Here is a 21,242-nt window from a genome sequence, read left to right as displayed (position 1 = left end):
TCATACCTTATCTGCTTTGAAAAATTCTTAACTTTATCTGATAACTGCAGATCTATACCCTATTAATCCTGTCAACAAATCGCTTATGTTATTAGACATCTTGGTGGTAAGTATCTAGAATCACGCCTCCTGAATTGAGAAACATTGTTTATGCGACTTGTATTAGGCCCTATGGAGGGCGTTTTAGACCATTTGATGCGCGAGATCTTAACCAATATTAATGATTATGACCTCTGTGTAACAGAGTTTGTACGCGTGGTAGATCAATTGCTGCCGGAACATGTTTTTTATCGTTTGTGCCCAGAACTTAAACAAGGGTCAAAAACCAAGTCAGGCGTCCCTGTTCATATTCAATTGCTAGGTCAAAACCCTGATTGGATGGCTGAGAATGCCGTTCGAGCATCTGAACTTGGAGCTAGAGGCGTTGATATTAACTTTGGTTGCCCTGCAAAGTTAGTGAATAAAAGCAAAGGTGGAGCCGCCTTACTACAACACCCCGAGCTAATTCATCGCATTGTGAAAGCATGCCGAGATGCGCTTCCGCATCATGTTCCTCTTACGGCTAAAATTCGCTTGGGTTGGGATAACCCTGACGACTGTTTTGAGATTGTTGATGCTATCCAAAGTGCAGGAGCTAATGAACTCACTGTCCATGCTCGAACTAAAACTGGTGGCTACAAAGCGAGTGAAATCAAATGGCCATATATTAATGAGATAAAGCAACGTTTTAGTATACCATTAATTGCTAACGGTGAAATTTGGAATTTTCAGGACGGCCAAGCCTGTATTAAAACCACAGGTGTGGACTCTCTAATGGTCTGCCGAGGCGCATTTAATGTACCGAATCTTGGTAATGTCGTTAAACATAATCAAACAACCATGCCTTGGCAAGAAGTCGTCGATTTGTTATTACTTTATTCTCAATATGAAATGAAAGGGGATAAGGGCCTATACTATCCTAACCGAGTTAAACAGTGGTTTTCTTACCTGCGTCAAGAATACCCTCAGGCTACTGAACTATTTCGAGAAATCCGCGCTTTCAATAAAGCTGACCCTATCGTAGAAAGAATAAAAAAGTATCAAGATGAAACATACTCTGCATAATCGCATTTTGCTATCAATTGCTGTTGTTAGTTGAGAAGAAGGCTATCATCTTCGAGCTCTTCCCCCCTGACTTGTGAAAACATTTCGAGCAAGTCTGAGACCTGCATATTAGCTCTTTGCTCACCCGTAACGTCTAAGACAACTTCACCTTGATGTAACATAACAGTACGATCACCGCATGCTAAGGCATCCTTCATTGAGTGAGTTACCATCATCACCGTTAAATGAAATTCAGCCACAATAATTTTTGTTAGCTCTATGATAAATTTAGCCATTCTAGGATCTAATGCTGCTGTGTGCTCATCAAGCAATAAAATTTCACTATCAGACAACGTCGCCATCACCAAGCTAACGGCTTGCCGCTGCCCACCAGATAAAAGGCCAATATTATCTCCCAATCGATCTTCCAAACCAAGTCCAAGGATGCTTATGCGCTCTTGAAATATTTTACGCCGCTGACTTGAAAGCGCAGAACTCCAACCACGCTTTTTACCTCTCATATATGCCAGTGCCATATTTTCTTCAATAGACAAATCAGCGCAAGTACCTGCTAAAGGATCTTGAAACACTCGTGCACACTGGCTAGCTCTTTGGTGGACAGCCTGTGTGGTCATATCTACACCATTAAGAACAACGCGACCAGCAGCTATCGGCGTTTCTCCTGTTACCGCACCTAACAAAGTCGACTTCCCCGCTCCATTAGAGCCAATTACTGTCAAAAACTGGTGCTTTACGACTTGCAATGAAACCCCCTTAAGTGCAGGATTTTCTAATATACTTCCCCGGTTAAATATGACATGAATATCACTAATATCGATCATAAAAAAAACCACTTCTATTGAGAAAAATTAGCTTTTATTGTCGCTATGGCTTACGGGAAGCAGCTTCTTTGCATGGATTTTCGCTTTAATTTTAGGTGCGATAAGTGCCATAGCAACCAAAACTGCGGTGACAAGGTTAAGATCAGAAGCTTGCAGACCAAACATTCCTGAGCTTAAAGCAAAGGCTACTACAAGACGATAAAGTACTGAGCCAACAACTACAGCGACTACTGACACCCATATTTTTCGCCCAGGTATTAATGTTTGACCAAGTATCACAGCTGCGAGTCCAACGACAATTGTGCCTACTCCAGAAGTCACATCCGCAAAACTATTCGTTTGAGCAAATAAGGCTCCAGCAAAGCCGACGAAGGCGTTAGATAGGGCAAGACAAAAATAGGTATAGAATGAGGTACTTCCACCTTGAGCAGCAAGCATACGAGAGTTTACTCCCGTTGCACGCAGACCTAAACCAAAATCACTAGTTAGAAGTCGAATAACGAAAAGAGAAGATAACACCACCAATACACCTACTACTATTGGCCGTATCAGCATAGGATCAGCAACAGCTTCAAAAGACGTCAGAATAGTCTCTTCTCCTAGAAGAGCTGTGTTAGGACGTCCCATGATGCGAATGTTGATTGAAAATGCAGCGATCATGGTTAGAATTGAGGCTAATAAGTGCAGTATCCCGCACCTTATCGCTAAAAAGGCTGTGACCCAACCTGTTGCGGCTCCAGCCAAAATTGCTAAACCTGTTGCCAACCAAGGGTTAATACCCGCAACAATTGCTGTGGCAGCAACTGCCGCTCCCATAGGGAAGCTTCCATCTACGCTCAAGTCTGGAAAGTCAAGTACTCGGAAAGTGAGGAAAACGCCTAGCGCGACTAAGCCATAGAGTAACCCAATTTCAAGCGCTCCAAAAAATGCAAAAGCAGACATCACCACTCCCCCTCTGTTTTAGTCGCTAAAATAGGCAGTTTTGCCCCGCTACTTCACTTTAGTCGCGCGCTCAAGCACAGAGTCAGGGATAGTTATCCCAAGTTGTTTTGAGACTGTCATGTTCACAACCAAGTCAGAGCCATTAGCGACTCTCACATCTAATGTGCCCGGATCTGCGCCTTCCAATATGGCAACTACATAATCGGCCGTTTGAATACCCACCTGATAATAATCAAAGCCAATACTCGCAACAGCACCTTTCTCGACATAAGATGTTGCACCACCAAAAACAGGCGTTTTGGTTTGATTGGCGGCCACCAGCATACCTTCAATTGCACTTGCAACTGTATTGTCAGTCGGTGCATAGAGAATATCCGACTTCTCTGCAATAGCCTGAGTAGCCGATTGGACATCGGCACTTTTTAAAGCAGTCGCTTCCAACACGCTAATACCTTGAGCCTTTGCATTTTCTTTTAACAATTTTACCAAGGTGACGGCGTTGGCCTCGCCGGGATTAAATACCACTCCGATAGACTTCACATCAGGCATAATTTCTTTGATGAGCATAATATGTTGATTTACTGGAGAAAGATCCGAAAGTCCAGTGACATTTTTTCCTGGTTGCGCCATACTTTTAACCAATTTTGCTCCAACAGGATCAGTAACAGCAGTAAAAACGACTGGAATAGAGCGAGTAGCAGCGACGAGTGCTTGGGCGGTAGGAGTGGCTATCCCTACCAGCACATCTGGCTTTTCTCCCACATACTGACGTGCAATCTGAACTGCAATCGCAGGGTTCCCTTGAGCTGTTTTGTAGTCAAACTCTAGGTTTTTTCCTTCTACATAGCCCTTTGCTTTAAGCCCATCTAACAACCCCTGACGCGCTGAATCTAAAGCTGGATGTTCAACAATTTGAGATACAGCGACTTTAGCTACCTTCGCCATACCATTTATCGGTGACAGTAGTGTCACTGCGACTAAAGCACCTACAATAACCTTTGCTGCTTGCATCTAAACTCCTTGATTTCAGCATTTCTGACTTGATGGTGACCACACAAACCAGTTTATTAAATTTTGTACTGTTATTTATAATTGGCAATAATTGATAAAATTGAAAGGTTTAATTAATCAAACATGACATGATTTCTATCGCTTAACTGCTTGTATCAAAATATTTCTAGGGGTGACACTTTGACAACAAAAAGTGTTAAGAGAAACCTGGTAGCCTCGTTCTGTAAGGTATAATGCTTTATCAAACACCAACCACATTTCTAAACTACGACGAAATGGCTGCTGAACTAGACTCAGCCGTTCCATCTGCCAATAGAGCTGTATGCCTCTGGCATGAAAATCATCAAACGCAATATTTTTTGGTAACGATAGCCTTTTAGTCTCTGATGCCCATAGGCAAAATGATTCAAATCCACTTGATAGCATCGATTTTTTTATACTCGGAATTGGCATATAGTTTTTATGTCCACATACTTCTCTCAGGATCAAATCCAGGCCTAACCGATAACTCATTTCAAGAAATCGCTGTTTTTTAATTCTATCGCCACCTGTAACTGTCTCTTGCAACGGAATTCGCAGCTCCGCTTTTGTGAGCTGAAGATCCGATGATTTTGCTTGCTTGGATAATGGTTGGTAATGGTTATGTTGGATAAGATGATAACAACATGGTGAGATAGTCAAAGCTGGCAGCCCTAATGAAGTCGCTTTTTCAATCAGTGAAATATGCAAATCTCCACACGCATGTAATGCAACAGCATGTTGATTATTATTGAGTACTGATAACGCCGACGAAGATAAGGCATCACCTTGTACAAAGGTCATCGGCAAATTGAGTTTATCTGCTTCCTTTTGCCCCGAATCACACAACATGTTTTGATACTCAAAGCTCGTCACAGGCAGGTTACTGTAACGACTCAGAACTCTGCCTAGATAACCTTTGCCTGAACACCATTCTAACCACTCACTTCCATATTGACACTTCAGAGCGGCTTCTCCCATAGACATTATTTGCTCAAGCTTTCTTCCAGGTACACCTGTTTTTAGAGAGCGATCTAACTGCATCCCTTTTATATCCAGTAGATTCAACTGATTAAGTTTAAGGTGAGAACTCAAATTAGGAAGGAACTCATCTAAGCATTGAGTTAACTGTCTTGAATCAGACTTAAGAGCCTCTATTTGCAAATCAGATAAGTTTCCGAGCCACTGCGAAAGCTCAGGGTATTTATCCTGCCAAGGTATCATACCAGTGGAACTGGCTAAAAATGGTTCAAATCGCCAGAAAACCTGATGAGCCGTAAGAAATGAATCTAGTGCTAAAAATGTTGTTTGCATACTTCCCCCTAATTGCCAGATATTTTAGAGGGAAGCATTGAGATAAGAAAGGGAAGCCTTTATCTAACGTACGGGCAACTGTATAGACTGGAACATTTCCTCAATCTCAGTATTGGACTTTAGAGACAGAGCACGCTCTACGACAGGGCGTGTAAGATGGGGGGCAAATCGCTCCATAAAGTCATACATATAAGTGCGAAGGAAAGTCCCTCTGCGAAAACCTATACTCGTGGTACTTGCACCAAACAAATGACTCGCATCAATGGCAACTAAATCTTCATCTTGATCATTATCCATCGCCATGCTGGCAATAACACCAACTCCTATCCCCATACGCACATATGTTTTTATGACGTCAGCATCAGTAGCAGTAAAAACTACTTTTGGGTTAAGCCCTACTTTATTGAAAGCAGTGTCTAACTCTGAACGACCAGTAAATCCGAACACATAAGTCACCAAGGGGTATGAGGCAAGGTCTTCGATTGTAATTGTTGACTTTTTAGCCAATAAATGATCTTTGGGTACTACGATTGAACGATTCCAGTGATAACAAGGAAGCATTACAGCATCTTGATATAGGTGAAGAGCTTCCGTTGCAATCGCAAAGTTTGCCGTTCCCTTAGCAATAGCTTCGGACATCTGTGTTGGCGTTCCTTGATGCATGTGTAAAGATACCTTAGGGTACCGAGCCGTAAATCCTTTAATAACATCAGGGAGAGCATAACGAGCTTGCGTATGTGTGGTCGAAATATTCAAAGTTCCCATTTCGGGATGCGTATGCTCACCCGCGACCGCCTTGATACTTTCTACTCGTGCCAAAATTTCTTGTGAAATTCGTATGATATCTTCACCGGCAGACGTAACTTGGGTTAGGTGCTTACCGCTACGTTCAAAAACCTGGATTCCTAATTCATCCTCTAACAAGCGTACTTGCTTACTAATACCGGGCTGTGAGGTATATAGGCTTTCCGCTGTAGCAGATACATTCAGATTGTGGTTAACGACTTCAACAATATACTTCAGTTGCTGTAACTTCATTTTTGACCTGTAATCCCTTACCCAATGCCCCACTATAGGCAAACATAGATTATAATATTTAGTTATAACGCCTCTTGATACAAATTGATAGCCCAAGGGGGCATTTGGGAGGCTTCTAATGAGTAATTTCTGAATTGGACAAATTTTTTTGCAATCAATAACTCAAAAATTACCCATAGATCAGAGTTTTCGTTAATAATTAGCTTAGAAACGTAATAATATAAAATAGATGCAGTGATTCATAAGAATCGTGTATCCTTATACGCTAGCCAACAAAAGATACGGAATTTATGAATATTGGGTTAATCATAGCTTTAGTTGCCATCTTACTGGTCTTAGTACTTGGCTATAACATCATGCTCCAGTACAAAGTCAAAGTTGAATCGGCAAAAAAACAGGAAGGTGTGAGGTATTTAGCAGTTATAGATGCGACGGAAGAGCTCATCGGGCACGCCAACCATTTACCATACAGCAGAGATTTGTTGATTTGTCTTAATAATCGAATACTAGATTCGGTTCAAAGTATGCATGAACTGGATCCGAAGAATAAACAACTTGAGCAAAGAGTTGCCCACGTTAAACAACAGATAAGTCAATTAAAAAATGACAAGAGTGGTGCGGAAAGTACTGCTTTTAAGACACCAAGCAGTGATAAACAAGCAATCGTAATGCTGAAACTAGTCAAGCGTTTAAGAGATACAATTAGAAGCGAGCATAATAAAGGCCGCTTTGACACTCAGGCATATGTTGCTGAAAATGGTCGATTAGAGACTATTCAAGTACGCATTAATATAGAGAACGTTCTCAAGAGAGCGAACGATGCTATCGTTCGTGGACAACCAGGTACTGCGCTTCAATTAGTACGCAAAGGTTTGGACGTTCTCAATACAAAAAATGATAATTATTCAAATCAAGCCCGTGAGAAACTTCAACAAATGAATGATGATTTGGAACAGAAACGTCAGTCGAAAAGTGCTGAAGATCTTCACCAGATGGAAGACGAACGCAAAAACGATATGGACGAGATCTTTGGTGAAAAGAAAAAATGGTAATATAATCGCCATACGCCAATTGCTTAAGGCCGCTCATGCGGCCTTTTTTATTTTTAAAAAGAATTATGATCGATTTAAAACATTACGATGACCTGCTAAAGCCTATAGATGATTTTCTTCACTGTTCTACACCCCAAGCTTGGATAGATGAAGCCAAAAAGCCCCAAAATATCAATACGGTATTAATCGATCATCTACTGTGTGAACTTAAAGCGGGACAATCCGCTATGTACCTCATACGTAAATACGCTGTTGACAAACAGAGTACACAAAATCTACTCGATTGGCTCAAACCATATGAAGACTTTACCTACCGAAAAATAGGTAGCTTAAAGACTCTTAAAGGTAAGAGTAATATCTCCAAAGCCATCATCGCTAAATCAGACTCTCTCTATAGCCAAGAGCTGATCGATAAAATGGTCATGCTCATTAAAGAAGAGCTTCACCACTTTTATCAAGTACTTGAAATTATGGAAAAACGTAATATCGATTACGAGCCTATTCCTGCAAGCCGCTACGCTAAGGGGTTACTTACTCATATGGCAACTCATGAGCCGCAAGCGCTAACCGATAAGCTCATCATTGGAGCTTATATCGAAGCACGCTCTTGTGAGCGCTTCGCTAAACTCGCTCCTCATATGGATGAAGATATTGCAAAGTTTTACATCTCATTACTGCGCTCAGAAGCACGTCATTATCAAGACTATCTTAGCCTTGCAGAAGATATTGCTGGTAAAGATATTTCTCAGCGGGTCACATTTTTTGGTAACTTAGAGGCTGAATTGATATCTAGTCCTGATAATGACTTTAAATTTCACAGTGGCTCGCCAATTAAAGATAGATGAACTGAATTACAAACGATCAAGTAGTAAGCGTTCGGTTAATTTCTGTCAGAACTTGTGCAGGCTCTTTTGCCTGAGTAATAGGGCGGCCAATAACCAAGTAGTCTGAACCTGCTTCTATTGCATCCACAGGCGTCATAATCCGCTTCTGATCGCCATTATCCGCTCCGATAGGACGAATACCTGGTGTCACAAGCTTGAACGCTTCGCCAAGCTCACCTTTCAACATGGATGACTCTTGGGCAGAGCATACCACACCATCTAAACCTGAGTTTTGTGTCAGTTTAGCCAAGCGAACAACATGCTCTTGAGGAGTCGTACAAATACCTATGCCTGCCAAGTCGCTTTGTTCCATACTCGTCAGCACAGTGACGCCAATAAGAAGCGGCCGACTTTGTCCATAGGGTTCAAGTATCTCTCGCGAAGCGCTCATCATGCGCTCCCCCCCACTTGCATGCACATTAACCATCCACACTCCAAGTTCTGCAGCAGCACGCACTGCTTTAGAGCAAGTATTAGGAATATCATGAAATTTAAGATCCAAGAACACCGAAAAACCACGTTGGTGTAATTGTTTAACAAAATCTGGACCAAAGAGTGTAAACATTTCCTTACCGACTTTGAGGCGGCATGACGCAGGATCAATTCTATCAATAAACGCAAGCGCATCCGCTTGGCTGTCATAATCCAATGCGACAATTACTTTTTGGTCAATCATTTCATTTCCTATCTAATGTTACTTGTTGCTAAAAAAAATGCAGCGAACAGAGTATCTGCGAGCTGCATTAGAATCATTCTCCATCCAATCCTCGGATTGGTTTAATCGTCCCCCACCCTTTACAAGAAGGGCAATGCCAATACATAGAATGGGTTGAAAACCCACATTTACGGCATCGATAATGAGGTTTGATTTTCAATTGTTCACCTACCAGTCTCTGCAATGTTTGCAGACTGGCTTTAGCTCGACCTTCTTCCGCTTCTGTAAGGTGGTAATCCATCAAACGATAAAAGCCCTTCATGGTAGGGTTCTTAACTAACTGTCGCGTAAGAAGTTCTTGTGCAGAGTCGGAACCTTCATGCTGAGCGACCATCTGAGCAAGCATTAATTCTGCCGACACTCCTGCTTTCGTTGCAATACATTGACGCAAAAAGTCCAATAACTCATCTTCTTGGCCAAGGTGATGGTAACAGTCAGCCAGTGTTGGCAGTACCTCGCTTACAAAGTCTATATCTTGTTCGAGTACCATTTCCATATACTTTATGGTTTTGGTGTAGTCTTCATTTTCCAAATACAATTTACCAAGGGCAATGCTCGCTCGTACACATTTAGGGTCTTCAGACAAGGCTCTTTTGAAATGCAAAATAGCTCTATTACTATCGCCTTCAGCCTTCTCTTGCATTGCAAGTTCACACCAGAAATGAGCGATACTTGTTCGCATGCGCTTGCGCCCTAATTTAACTAATTGGGACGCATACTGAATGGCCTTAGCCCATTCACGTGTTTGTTGGTAAATAGACATTAACTGATGTAATGCTGCTTCTCTATGATCGGGTTCATCAACAAGCTGCTCGAAAATTTTCTCTGCGCGATCAAGAAAGCCAGACGCCATATAATCTTTAGCAAGTTGCTGAAGAGCAATATTTTTTTGATCAATTGTCAGACCGGAACGTGAAATGAGATTTTGGTGAATACGAATGGCGCGATCAACCTCACCTCGGGAGCGAAATAAATTTCCCAAAGCTAAATGCGTATCAATAGTTTCATTGTCAACTTGAAGCAGCTCAATAAAATGATCAACTGCTTTGTCCGATTGATCAGACAAAAGCAGATTTAGTCCCGTGACATATTGGCGGGAAATCTGGTTAGAGTGCTTCTGCTTATCTTGCTGGGCACTGCGGTTACCCATATACCAGCCGTATGCAGCAGCAATTGGTAGTAGTAAGAAGAGTATTTCTAGCATCAAGAAAAAGCTTACCTATAAGACCTTATTGGACTTTAATCTGTTGAGATTCTTTCTCAGAAGGTGAGAGTTTCTTCACCTGCTTTTTTAACTTACGTATCTGTAGTTGGGAGCGAAAATGAACACCACCAAACATCACCCAAGCGAAAATAAAACCACTAACAAATACCCCTCCTAACAAAGTTGAAAGGTGGAATGTACCTTGCGCAAGTAAGTAATTAAAATTGACGACTTCTTGGTTTTGAGAACCCAGAGCTAGTGCAATGAGAAACAAGAACAGCACTATAGCAATTTTTAAAAATTTCATATCTCGTCACCTGAGTGAATATCTACCGATATGATTATGCAGTAAATCCCGCAAACAAACCATGCCTATATTGGAATTTCATCCATCAAGGTCTAGTTATGCCACACAGTTACAAAGGACATTTCGAGTCTAGAAAGTAAACTGATTTACTTAGCCTGTTTAACGTTACCATTAAAAAAGCGACATACCTGAGTATGCCGCTTTTACAAAATAAATGATGTCTCAGTCCATATTGACACGTTCACGCAGTTCTTTGCCTGGTTTAAAGTGAGGAACATATTTTCCGTCTAGCTTCACTTTTTCACCAGTTTTAGGATTGCGACCTACACGAGGCTCACGATAGTGAAGAGAAAAGCTACCAAATCCACGGATTTCAATTCTATCGCCAGTATCTAGTGTCGAAGCCATATGTTCTAAAATATCTTTCACAGCATCTTCAATTTCTTTTGCTGAAAGATGGGTTTGCTCAGCGCAGAGTCTCTCAATCAGTTCAGACTTAGTCATAGTTTCCCTCATAGCGTATTTTATCACTTATTATAGTAAGTAATACCAATTCCAACAAACACTTGGTAACTATTCTAGACACAAAATCGACAGATTGCTCGGCGATGAATCGTATTTTTTGAGTCACTTGATGAGATTGGTATTAAAACTATTTTAGCTCAATTGATAAAAAAGGAGCCTTTCGGCTCCTTTTTTTATAAAGGAGAATTATTATTCACCTTTAGCAGCTTTGAAAGCATCAGCCATAGCATTACCGAACGAAGCTTCATCAGCTTTGTTTATAGTTGCCATTGCTTCTTGCTCTTCTGCTTCATCTTTAGCTTTAACAGATAGATTGATAACACGATTCTTACGGTCTACACCAGTAAACTTCGCTTCAATGCTATCGCCAACGCTTACGATTAGAGAGGCATCTTCTACGCGGTCACGAGACACTTCAGAAGCACGGATGTAACCTTCTACACCTTCTTCAAGCTCGATAGTTGCACCTTTAGCATCTACTGCAGTTACAGTACCGTTTACTAGTGTACCTTTCTTATTGTCTGCTACGTAAGCATTGAATGGGTCATTTTCCATCTGCTTAACGCCTAGAGAGATACGCTCACGCTCTGCATCTACTGCTAGTACAACTGCAGAGATTTCGTCACCTTTCTTGTATTCACGTACCGCTTCTTCACCTGTAACATTCCAAGAAATGTCAGATAGATGAACTAGACCGTCAATACCGCCATCTAGACCGATAAAGATACCAAAGTCAGTAATAGACTTAATCTTACCAGTCACTTTGTCGCCTTTAGCTTGCGCTTCAGCGAAAGATTGCCAAGGATTAGCTTTACATTGTTTCAGACCTAAAGAAATGCGACGACGCTCTTCATCGATCTCAAGAACCATTACCTCAACTTCATCGCCAACATTGACGACTTTAGATGGGTGGATGTTCTTGTTAGTCCAATCCATTTCAGAAACGTGAACTAGACCTTCAACGCCTTCTTCGATTTCAACGAAACAACCGTAGTCAGTTAGGTTAGTTACACGACCAGATAGCTTATGACCTTCTGGGTAACGCTTAGCAATTGCTACCCATGGATCTTCGCCTAGCTGCTTAAGACCTAGAGATACGCGAGTGCGGTCACGATCGAACTTAAGAACTTTAACTTGGATTTCATCACCAACGTTCACAATCTCAGAAGGATGCTTAACGCGTTTCCAAGCCATATCTGTGATATGTAGAAGACCGTCAACACCACCTAAATCAACGAATGCACCGTAGTCAGTTAGGTTCTTAACGATACCTTTAACTTCTGCACCTTCTTGTAGAGACTCAAGTAGCTCATCACGTTCAACACTGTTCTCAGATTCGATAACTGCACGACGAGAAACAACTACATTGTTACGCTTTTGGTCAAGTTTAATAACTTTGAACTCTAGCTCTTTGTTTTCTAGGTGAGCAGTATCACGGATTGGACGTACATCTACTAGAGAACCTGGTAAGAAAGCACGAATACCGTTTAATTCAACAGTGAAGCCGCCTTTAACTTTACCATTGATAATACCAATAACAGTTTCAGCTTCTTCATATGCTTTCTCAAGCACAATCCAAGCTTCGTGACGCTTCGCTTTCTCACGAGAAAGTTGAGTTTCACCGAAACCATCTTCAACAGCGTCTAGCGCTACGTCTACTTCAGAACCGACTTCAACTTCAAGTTCACCAGCCGCATTCTTGAACTGTTCTGCAGGAATAGCAGACTCAGACTTAAGGCCTGCATCAACAAGAACAAAACCGTTCTCGATAGAAACTACAGTACCTTTAACAATAGTACCTTGTTGAAATTCAGTTTCGTTTAGAAACTCTTCAAAGAGTTGAGCAAAAGATTCAGTCATTTATTTAATCTTCAATAAATTAAACGTCCACGGGTATCCTACCACATGGGGTTATTAAATTCGCCGATCATCATCCGTGCGATCAACGTTCTTACTTGATAGCCTAAGCTACCAGTTTAGATTCGATATATTGTAGCGCCTGTTCTACTACTTCGTCGATACTCATCGTAGTAGAATCTAGCAAGAGCGCACCTTCCGCAGGACGCAATGGTGCAACTGGACGATTACGATCCCGTTCATCACGCTCTTGTATTTCGCACAAAAGGTCACCAAAGTTAACATTTAAACCTTTATTTTGCAACTGTTTGAATCGGCGAAGTGCTCGCTCCTCAGCACTAGCATCAAGGAATATCTTAGCTTCAGCATCTGGAAAGACAACTGTCCCCATATCACGTCCATCTGCAACCAGCCCTACACCAATTGAAAATGCCCGTTGTCGGCGCAGTAATGCTTCACGAACGCGAGGAAATGCTGCTACTTTCGACGCGGCCATGCCCGTCTCTTCTTTGCGAAGTTCACCTGATACATCTTCACCTTCGAGAATCACTTTAACCAACTCACCTTCTGCCGAAAACTGTACATCCAGATGAGTAGCCAAAGGTACCAGTGCGTTTTCTGATTCAAGATCTACACCATGATGCATAGCCGCCAAAGCTAAAACTCGGTAGATTGCACCTGAGTCCAATAGCCCAAAGCCAAGCTTGTTTGCCAACAGCATACAGAGAGTACCTTTACCCGCACCACTTGGTCCATCAACGGTGACGACTGGCGTATGAGACGACATGTTTTACTCCACATTAATTGAAACAACTGCCTTAGTTTGGCGTCAAATTATAGTGGTAATCAGGTCACTGCACCAGCGCGTATTAAAGCTAATTTAATAAAATAGAGCGCTAAGCGCTCTATTTAGTCACAGTTTTATGCGGCTTCGGTTTTTATCCACCATAGATGGTCCAATTCCTTTGACTTGAGCTAAATCTTCCGCTTTTTCAAAAGGTCCATTTTCATTTCGATACCTGACAATTTCTTGCGCCTTTTTCAGCCCTACACCACTTAGCAAAGTGGCTAATTCCGCTTCCTCTGCTGTGTTAATATTTACAGTAATATCGATTTGTGAATATTTTCCATTTACAGGTTGATCATTTGAGTAGCCAACTGGGCTGTGAAAAACCAAAACCATTAATATAGCTGTCATTAAGTGTCGTATCATAAGGTGTGCTCCTAGAGTTTAAATTAACCCTAGATACGATAAACCAAATATAGAGTTAAGAGATTGAAGTTAATACAAATTAAAACGGACTGCAAAAGCAGTCCGTTTTATCAGTATTATCAATTTCATTAACTCATATTACTGAGCAACTGCGTAATATTTAATCTCAATAGTTTTACGAAGAATACTGATTAGGCCAGATAGATCCTGTTGAGCATTCATCTGAGTTAACTGAGTACCTATCTGTTGGTTATACTGAGCATCAACATCAGATTTCACTCCTGTCAACTCAACCACGATAATATCACCATTGAAGTCTTTTGCTTGTCCAAACTCAGCTTGTCCATCTGCTGGCTTTTTCATTGAAAATACGACATCTGCTAGCGGTGAGCTACGATCAATACTTTCTGAATCGCCAAACTTAAGACCATTTTCTTTCATTAAGTCTTTACTGCCTTTTTTAAGTTCTGCGACAAGGCTATCAGCTAATTCAATTGCGCTTTGTTCGCCTTTTACTTTCGACAAAGAAGCAACTACCTGCTCTCTGACTTCAACTAAGGGGAGAACTTTCTCTTCACGAGTATCTTCTACACGAACCACAATAACATGCTCAGGTGCTACTTCAATAACTTCAGAGTTTAGACCATCTTCCTTAACTTCTGGGCTTTGAATCGCTTGTATAACTGCAGGGGTCTTCAATAACTCGGGAGAATCAGATTCGGAAATAAAGTCTGTAGTATGGATCTTAGCATCGATAGTTTTCGCAGCATCATCAAGAGAGTCTGGATATTCAAATGCTACTTTTTCAAGTTTACTTTGTAATGTATAGAATTGGTCAATTGCTTCTTGATCTTGAAGCTCTTGTTTTATGTTGTCAGCAACCTCTTTATACGGCTTAACAACGGAACCTTTAAGTTCATCAAGTTTGATAATATGGTAGCCAAAATCAGATTTAACTATGCCGGTAGTGTCACCCACTTTCTTCAACGCAAACGCTGCATTTTCAAAAGCTTGGTCCATCACATCACGCTCTATCCAACCAAGAGAGCCACCTTCAGAAGCACTGCCTACATCATCAGAGCTTTCTTCAGCCAATGTAGCAAAGTCAGCTCCTGCATTTAATTTCTCTAGAATAGTTTGCGCTTTCGCCTTATCACCATCTTCAATCAAAATATGGCTAACACGACGCTTCTCTTCGGATGAGTATTTATCAAGGTGTTGCTGGTAATACTGCTTCCCTTGCTGGTCAGATACCGCCACACTAGCTTTTAACTGTTGGGCAGATAATTCGACATAAGACACTTTTACTTGCTCAGGGCGAGTATATTCAGCTGCGTTTTGAACGTAGTAGTCATTGATATCTTCTTCTGACAACTTAGCTTTAGTAGCAAAATCTGTAAGTGAAAGTGTGACTTTCTTAATCTCACGCGTTTGAGTTAATAGCTTACTTTGTGCTTCAACTTCACCTTCTAGTGAAAAATCACTACCTTGAATGGCACTGAGCAGTTGGTTTCTAACCAAATCTCGACGCAAGTATTCAGCAAAGCTTTCCGGGCTAAATCCTGCACGACGAAGAGTCGCTTGATACACTTCCTGGTCAAATTTATCATCCACCTGAAACTGGGGCATGTCCACAATCATATTTCTAACTTGCTGATCGCTAACACGTAGCCCTAGAGACTGAGCATGCTGTTCAAGCAGCGAGTCATTGACCATGCGGTCCAACACTGACTTACGGAAAGACTCCACATAGGTGGGGTCAGCCAATAAATTTGAGAAATAGTCACCGAGTTGAGCTTGCATACGATTGCGTTCATTCTGGTAGGCTTGCTCAAACTCACCACGACCAATCTCAACGTTACCTACCTTCGCAGCAGAGCTATTACTTCCACCCACGATATAACTGCCAACACCAGCAAAGACAAAAGATAGGATAATAACCCCAAGGATAATTTTAACCGCGATGCTATTAGCACCTTCGCGTAATCGATCCATCATATTTAAAATACTCTCCACCTGTAGTCCGCGCTAGCTCAATCAAAGCTATAACGGCATAGGTTACAATAAAAATCAGATAGCGCGATAATATCAGAAAAAGAAATGCGCATCAGTATGATGCGCATATTTTAAAAAGGTTCGATAGAACTGCCGATATTGGCTATTTTTTAACTAACATTATGCAGCTTTGAAAATAAGCAATTCTTAGTTACAAGAATCCTTCAACGCTTTACCCGCTTTGAAAGCAGGTACATTAGCTGCAGCTATTTTAATTTCTTCACCAGTCTTAGGATTGCGGCCAGTACGTGCAGCACGAGTGCGTACACTAAAAGTACCAAAACCAACTAGAGCCACTTGGTCTCCCGATTGTAGAGTATCACCCACAGCTTCTATAAATGCATCTAGAGCGCGACCTGCTGACGCTTTTGAAAGGTCAGCGCTTTGTGCAATTTGTTCTACTAATTGTGTTTTATTCACTGTAATTCCCCTTTGCGCCACCAATGGTATTTGTTAAAGGCAGCTTTCATTCCATTCCAATTTAAAACTAACCTCAAGCCTTACCCAACAAGGCCTGAGGCTATGTGGGTAACGTTAGCTCTCAAAAAAAAAGCTGACAAGCCTTTTTATGCTTATCAGCCTAATCTTTTATTTATTTTTGCTACACATCACTATTTTACAGCAGCAATTTCGACACCTGACGGGTCTTTTTCTAAAGCAACCTTGAGTACATCGTCAATCCATTGCACAGGAACAACCCTAAGATCCGCTATCACATTATCTGGAATTTCTTCTAAATCTCGTTCGTTATCTTTAGGAATAAGCACTGTTTTTATGCCACCACGATGCGCCGCTAATAACTTCTCTTTTAGCCCACCAATGGGTAAAACCTCACCTCTTAAGGTGATCTCACCAGTCATAGCGACTTCAGCTTTTACAGGATTACCAGTAAGGCTAGATACCAACGCCGTGCACATCGCAATACCGGCACTTGGGCCATCTTTAGGCGTTGCACCTTCCGGTACATGCACATGGATATCACGTTTTTCATAAAAATCAGTATTGATGCCTAAGTGATTGGCACGAGAACGCACAACCGTCATTGCAGCCTGAATGGATTCTTGCATTACATCACCTAAAGAACCCGTTTGGGCAAGCTTACCTTTGCCAGGCATAGCTTCGGTTTCAATGGTTAGTAGATCCCCCCCAACCTCTGTCCAAGCTAGCCCTGTCACTTGACCAATGCGATTTCTATCATCCGCTTTCCCATAATCATGACGCTGTACCCCTAAATAATCTTTTAGGTTGTCGATTGTTACAGTGACGGTTTTTAAACTGGTGTCGAGCAGGATATTTTTCACAGCCTTTCGACAAATCTTAGAAATTTCACGTTCTAAGTTACGTACACCAGCCTCACGTGTGTAATAACGAATGACACCGATAATGGCAGAGTCTGCAATTTCAAGCTCACCGAGCTTGAGACCATTGCGTTTGATTTGTTTGTCAACAAGATGCCGCTTAGCGATATTGAGTTTTTCGTCCTCCGTATACCCAGACAAGCGGATAACTTCCATACGATCAAGCAAAGGGCCCGGGATATTCATCGAATTTGACGTAGCAACAAACATCACATCTGACAGGTCATAATCAACCTCAAGATAATGATCGTTGAAGGCGTTATTTTGCTCAGGATCTAAGACTTCTAACAGCGCAGATGACGGATCTCCTCGCATATCTGAAGACATCTTATCGATTTCATCTAGCAGGAATAATGGGTTTTTAACCCCGACTTTAGACATTTTTTGGATAAGCTTACCAGGCATAGAACCAATGTAGGTTCTGCGGTGACCTCGAATTTCTGCTTCATCACGTACTCCACCCAGCGCCATACGTGTATATTGGCGACCAGTTGCAGCCGCAATAGAGCGTCCTAAAGACGTCTTACCGACACCTGGAGGCCCGACTAAACATAGAATAGGCCCTTTGAGTTTATTAATACGATTTTGTACCGCTAAATACTCTAGGATGCGTTCTTTGACACGCTCTAAACCATAGTGGTCTTCATTAAGTACTTCTTCAGCTTTTGCCAAGTTCTTTTTAACTTTCGAACGTTTATGCCAAGGTACCCCTAGCATCCAGTCAATATAACCACGCACTACGGTAGCTTCGGCTGACATCGGCGACATCATTTTAAGTTTCTGAAGCTCTTGTTCCGTTTTATCTCTTGCTTCTTGAGGCATTTTGGAGTCGACAATTTTTTGTTTGAGAGTTTCAAACTCATCAACACCATCTTCTGTTTCACCAAGTTCTTTTTGAATCGCCTTCATTTGCTCATTCAAATAGTACTCACGCTGAGATTTTTCCATCTGCTTTTTCACCCGTGTTCGGATGCGTTTTTCAACTTGAAGCAGATCAATCTCAGACTCCATTTGACCCATTAGAAATTCTAAGCGTTCATTAATTTCAAGAGTTTCTAGGACAACTTGCTTATCTGACAGTTTAAGAGGCATATGCGCTGCAATAGTATCAGCAAGACGAGCAGCATCATCGATCCCATTGAGTGACGTAAGTACTTCTGGTGGGATTTTTTTATTGAGTTTGATAAAGCCTTCAAACTGATTGATCGCGCTACGAACAATCACTTCTTCTTCACGTTCATCAAGTTCAGATGTCATCAGGTATTCTGCATCTGCGGTGAAGAATTCTTCTTCAGCAAACTTATGGATTTTTGCACGCTGCTGGCCTTCAACCAACACCTTAACCGTTCCATCAGGGAGTTTGAGCAATTGAAGAATGGTGGCGACCGTACCCACACTAAACAAGTCTTCCTTTGTTGGTTCATCGGTTTCAGCTTGTTTCTGCGCAACTAGCAGTACTTGCTTGTTGTTATCCATCGCAGCTTCAAGGCAAGCGATTGACTTTTCGCGTCCAACAAACAAAGGAATTACCATGTGCGGGTAAACGACTACATCTCTTAGAGGTAGCACGGGGATCTCGATACGTTCGGAACGTTCCAAGTTCATATTCTTCTTCTTCTCTCTTCCGCTTAGTCTTATGAGGAGTATATGGGGGCTAATTGATTGGATTCAATGAAAGAACAAAAAAAAGGAGGTAAATCACTACCTCCTTAATTTAATCCTAAATTTATGTGAATCTAATTTAAGATTCAGCCCCTGCTGCTTGATTGTCAGAGTTACTGTAAATCAGTAAAGGTTCAGATTCACCATTAATAACCGACTCATCAATAACAACTTTACTGACATCATTCATTGATGGCAATTCATACATCGTTTCAAGCAATACGCCCTCCAAAATAGAACGCAAACCGCGAGCACCCGTTTTACGTTCCATAGCTTTTTTCGCTATCGCACGCAACGCATCTTCACGAAACTCTAGTTCAGAGTCTTCTAGCTCAAACAAAGCCGCATATTGCTTAGTTAAAGCATTTTTGGGTTCACACAAAATTTGAATAAGCGCTGCTTCATCCAACTCTGTCAGGGTGGTTGTGACTGGTAAACGACCGATAAATTCAGGTATCAAACCATATTTCACCAAGTCTTCTGGCTCTACCTGGGTGAAAAGCTCACCCACTGTTTTGGTTTCATCTTTAGAGCGCACTTCAGCACCAAAGCCAATGCCAGTTCCAGTTGCAACACGTTGCTCAATGACTTTATCTAAACCGGCAAAAGCACCGCCACAAATAAAGAGGATCTTCGACGTATCCACTTGAAGAAACTCTTGTTGTGGGTGTTTACGGCCACCTTGTGGTGGAACCGAAGCAACCGTGCCTTCAATCAGTTTCAATAACGCTTGCTGAACGCCTTCACCGGAGACATCTCGAGTGATAGATGGGTTTTCAGCCTTACGCGAAATTTTATCAATTTCGTCAATATAGACAATGCCTCGTTCAGCTTTCGCCACATCATAATCGCATTTTTGTAGTAACTTTTGGATGATGTTCTCAACATCTTCACCGACATAGCCAGCTTCAGTAAGCGTTGTAGCATCAGCCATAGTGAAAGGAACATCAAGAAAACGTGCTAACGTTTCTGCCAATAAAGTTTTACCGCTACCAGTAGGACCAATGAGCAAGATATTACTTTTACCAAGCTCAACACCTTCACTGGTCGTGTCTCCATTACGTAAACGCTTATAGTGGTTATATACGGCTACCGCTAGCACTTTCTTAGCATAATCTTGGCCAATCACATAATCATCAAGATGGTCACGAATTTCTCTGGGCACAGGCAGTGCTTCAGATTGCTTCTTTGGTAACACATCTTTGATTTCTTCTCGGATGATATCGTTACACAAGTCGACACATTCATCACAGATGTATACGGATGGACCGGCGATTAGCTTGCGAACTTCGTGCTGGCTTTTGCCGCAGAAAGAACAGTAAAGAAGTTTATTACTACCGCTCTCTTTGCTTTTGTCTGTCATTCGCTAACCTCTTAGCCTTTACTCATTATAATTTGAGTGTATATCAATTATAGCCAAAATGCTCTGGCAATTATTGCTCACTTCGGTGAGTCAGCATTGAATCAACTAACCCATAATCTACAGCTTGTTCTGCTGCCATAAAGTTGTCACGATCAGTATCGCGCTCAATGATATCAAGGGGCTGACCCGTATGCTCAGCAAGTAACTTGTTGAGTTTTTGTTTAATGGTCAGAATCTCCTGAGCATGGATTTGAATATCTGACGCCTGCCCTTGGAAACCACCAAGAGGCTGGTGAATCATCACTCGTGAATTAGGCAGCACATAACGTTTACCAGGTGCACCACCCGCCAACAGAAACGCGCCCATAGAACATGCTTGTCCCATACACACTGTACTGACATTTGGTTTTATAAACTGCATGGTATCGTATATAGACATACCCGCAGTCACACTACCACCAGGCGAGTTAATGTATAGGAAAATATCTTTATCAGGATTTTCAGACTCTAAGAAAAGTAACTGTGCCACCACAAGGTTTGCCATGTGGTCTTCTACTTGCCCTGTTAGGAAAATCACGCGCTCTTTTAGTAAGCGAGAATAAATATCGTAAGAGCGCTCACCACGAGAAGTCTGCTCGACTACCATGGGTACCAGTGCGTCTAGAATGGGTGACATTGCATTTTTTTCTTGGTAGCTCATATTGTTATGTCCCTAAAATAAATGGTCCGGATGATGAATATCATACGGACCATTGTTAGCAGAAGAGTTAACGTTCCGTCAACCTTGTACGCAAGATAT

At 41.7% G+C, this 21,242-nt stretch carries 20 protein-coding genes; 3 read left to right on the top strand and 17 right to left on the bottom strand.

What is annotated here, in order from left to right; genetic code table 11:
* Window positions 1-150 precede the first annotated feature (150 nt).
* On the top strand, window positions 151-1,104 hold the full coding sequence (gene dusC / locus KO511_RS14645; protein ID WP_215988151.1) for a tRNA dihydrouridine(16) synthase DusC: 954 nt from the start codon (window positions 151-153) through the stop codon (window positions 1,102-1,104).
* 26 nt (window positions 1,105-1,130) lie between these two features.
* Here dusC and KO511_RS14640 read toward each other — a convergent pair whose 3' ends face one another.
* The 5 genes from KO511_RS14640 to cysB form a co-directional block, all read right to left on the bottom strand.
* Window positions 1,131-1,925 (bottom strand): ABC transporter ATP-binding protein, encoded by a 795-nt coding sequence (locus KO511_RS14640; protein ID WP_215988150.1) that lies wholly within the window; start codon window positions 1,923-1,925, stop codon window positions 1,131-1,133.
* A gap of 27 nt (window positions 1,926-1,952) precedes the next feature.
* Window positions 1,953-2,867 (bottom strand): ABC transporter permease, encoded by a 915-nt coding sequence (locus KO511_RS14635; protein ID WP_215988149.1) that lies wholly within the window; start codon window positions 2,865-2,867, stop codon window positions 1,953-1,955.
* A gap of 48 nt (window positions 2,868-2,915) precedes the next feature.
* On the bottom strand, window positions 2,916-3,878 hold the full coding sequence (locus KO511_RS14630; RefSeq protein ID WP_215988148.1) for an ABC transporter substrate-binding protein: 963 nt from the start codon (window positions 3,876-3,878) through the stop codon (window positions 2,916-2,918).
* Between the two features lie 135 nt (window positions 3,879-4,013).
* Entirely contained in the window at window positions 4,014-5,210 is a 1,197-nt protein-coding gene (locus tag KO511_RS14625) for a methyltransferase (protein WP_215988147.1), read from the bottom strand.
* Between the two features lie 63 nt (window positions 5,211-5,273).
* Window positions 5,274-6,248 carry an HTH-type transcriptional regulator CysB gene (gene cysB, locus KO511_RS14620; protein WP_215988146.1) on the bottom strand — a complete coding sequence of 325 codons (975 nt, stop codon included), beginning with the start codon at window positions 6,246-6,248 and terminating at the stop codon, window positions 5,274-5,276.
* A 290-nt stretch (window positions 6,249-6,538) separates the two neighbouring features.
* Here cysB and KO511_RS14615 point away from each other — a divergent pair, with 290 nt between their 5' ends.
* Together KO511_RS14615 and miaE are read left to right on the top strand one after the other, a co-directional pair.
* Complete coding sequence (locus tag KO511_RS14615) at window positions 6,539-7,300, top strand: DNA repair protein (protein ID WP_215988145.1); 762 nt, start codon at window positions 6,539-6,541, stop codon at window positions 7,298-7,300.
* 65 nt (window positions 7,301-7,365) lie between these two features.
* A complete protein-coding gene (miaE, locus tag KO511_RS14610) occupies window positions 7,366-8,145 on the top strand; it encodes a tRNA isopentenyl-2-thiomethyl-A-37 hydroxylase MiaE (protein ID WP_215988144.1) in 780 nt (259 codons plus the stop codon).
* Between the two features lie 16 nt (window positions 8,146-8,161).
* On the opposite strand, the gene pyrF is transcribed toward miaE, so the two are convergent.
* From pyrF to clpP, 12 genes are all read right to left on the bottom strand, one after another.
* Window positions 8,162-8,860 (bottom strand): orotidine-5'-phosphate decarboxylase, encoded by a 699-nt coding sequence (pyrF, locus tag KO511_RS14605; RefSeq protein WP_215988143.1) that lies wholly within the window; start codon window positions 8,858-8,860, stop codon window positions 8,162-8,164.
* Window positions 8,861-8,933: 73 nt separating this feature from the next.
* Entirely contained in the window at window positions 8,934-10,103 is a 1,170-nt protein-coding gene (lapB, locus tag KO511_RS14600) for a lipopolysaccharide assembly protein LapB (RefSeq protein WP_215988142.1), read from the bottom strand.
* Between the two features lie 25 nt (window positions 10,104-10,128).
* Window positions 10,129-10,410, bottom strand: coding sequence for a LapA family protein (locus KO511_RS14595; RefSeq protein ID WP_215988141.1), 282 nt, complete (start codon window positions 10,408-10,410; stop codon window positions 10,129-10,131).
* Window positions 10,411-10,632: 222 nt separating this feature from the next.
* The gene (gene ihfB / locus KO511_RS14590) at window positions 10,633-10,914 is read right to left on the bottom strand and encodes an integration host factor subunit beta (RefSeq protein ID WP_125319832.1); all 282 of its coding nucleotides are present in this window, start codon (window positions 10,912-10,914) and stop codon (window positions 10,633-10,635) included.
* 210 nt (window positions 10,915-11,124) lie between these two features.
* Complete coding sequence (gene rpsA, locus KO511_RS14585; protein WP_215988140.1) at window positions 11,125-12,795, bottom strand: 30S ribosomal protein S1; 1,671 nt, start codon at window positions 12,793-12,795, stop codon at window positions 11,125-11,127.
* Between the two features lie 103 nt (window positions 12,796-12,898).
* Window positions 12,899-13,579 carry a (d)CMP kinase gene (gene cmk, locus KO511_RS14580; RefSeq protein ID WP_171360143.1) on the bottom strand — a complete coding sequence of 227 codons (681 nt, stop codon included), beginning with the start codon at window positions 13,577-13,579 and terminating at the stop codon, window positions 12,899-12,901.
* A gap of 126 nt (window positions 13,580-13,705) precedes the next feature.
* The gene (locus KO511_RS14575; protein WP_171360144.1) at window positions 13,706-14,005 is read right to left on the bottom strand and encodes a ComEA family DNA-binding protein; all 300 of its coding nucleotides are present in this window, start codon (window positions 14,003-14,005) and stop codon (window positions 13,706-13,708) included.
* 138 nt (window positions 14,006-14,143) lie between these two features.
* Window positions 14,144-16,003 (bottom strand): peptidylprolyl isomerase, encoded by a 1,860-nt coding sequence (gene ppiD, locus KO511_RS14570; protein ID WP_215988139.1) that lies wholly within the window; start codon window positions 16,001-16,003, stop codon window positions 14,144-14,146.
* A 204-nt stretch (window positions 16,004-16,207) separates the two neighbouring features.
* The gene (locus KO511_RS14565) at window positions 16,208-16,480 is read right to left on the bottom strand and encodes an HU family DNA-binding protein (RefSeq protein ID WP_125319837.1); all 273 of its coding nucleotides are present in this window, start codon (window positions 16,478-16,480) and stop codon (window positions 16,208-16,210) included.
* 191 nt (window positions 16,481-16,671) lie between these two features.
* Window positions 16,672-19,023, bottom strand: a complete 2,352-nt coding sequence (gene lon, locus KO511_RS14560; protein ID WP_215988138.1) for an endopeptidase La — start codon at window positions 19,021-19,023, stop codon at window positions 16,672-16,674.
* Between the two features lie 136 nt (window positions 19,024-19,159).
* Window positions 19,160-20,443, bottom strand: coding sequence for an ATP-dependent protease ATP-binding subunit ClpX (gene clpX, locus KO511_RS14555; RefSeq protein WP_215988137.1), 1,284 nt, complete (start codon window positions 20,441-20,443; stop codon window positions 19,160-19,162).
* 70 nt (window positions 20,444-20,513) lie between these two features.
* A complete protein-coding gene (gene clpP, locus KO511_RS14550) occupies window positions 20,514-21,143 on the bottom strand; it encodes an ATP-dependent Clp endopeptidase proteolytic subunit ClpP (RefSeq protein WP_125319840.1) in 630 nt (209 codons plus the stop codon).
* Between the last annotated feature and the right edge of the window lie 99 nt (window positions 21,144-21,242).

It is taken from the genome of Vibrio hepatarius (genome assembly GCF_018860525.1).
Classification (GTDB): domain Bacteria; phylum Pseudomonadota; class Gammaproteobacteria; order Enterobacterales; family Vibrionaceae; genus Vibrio; species Vibrio hepatarius_B.
This window is presented reverse-complemented; position numbering and strand designations above follow the sequence as displayed.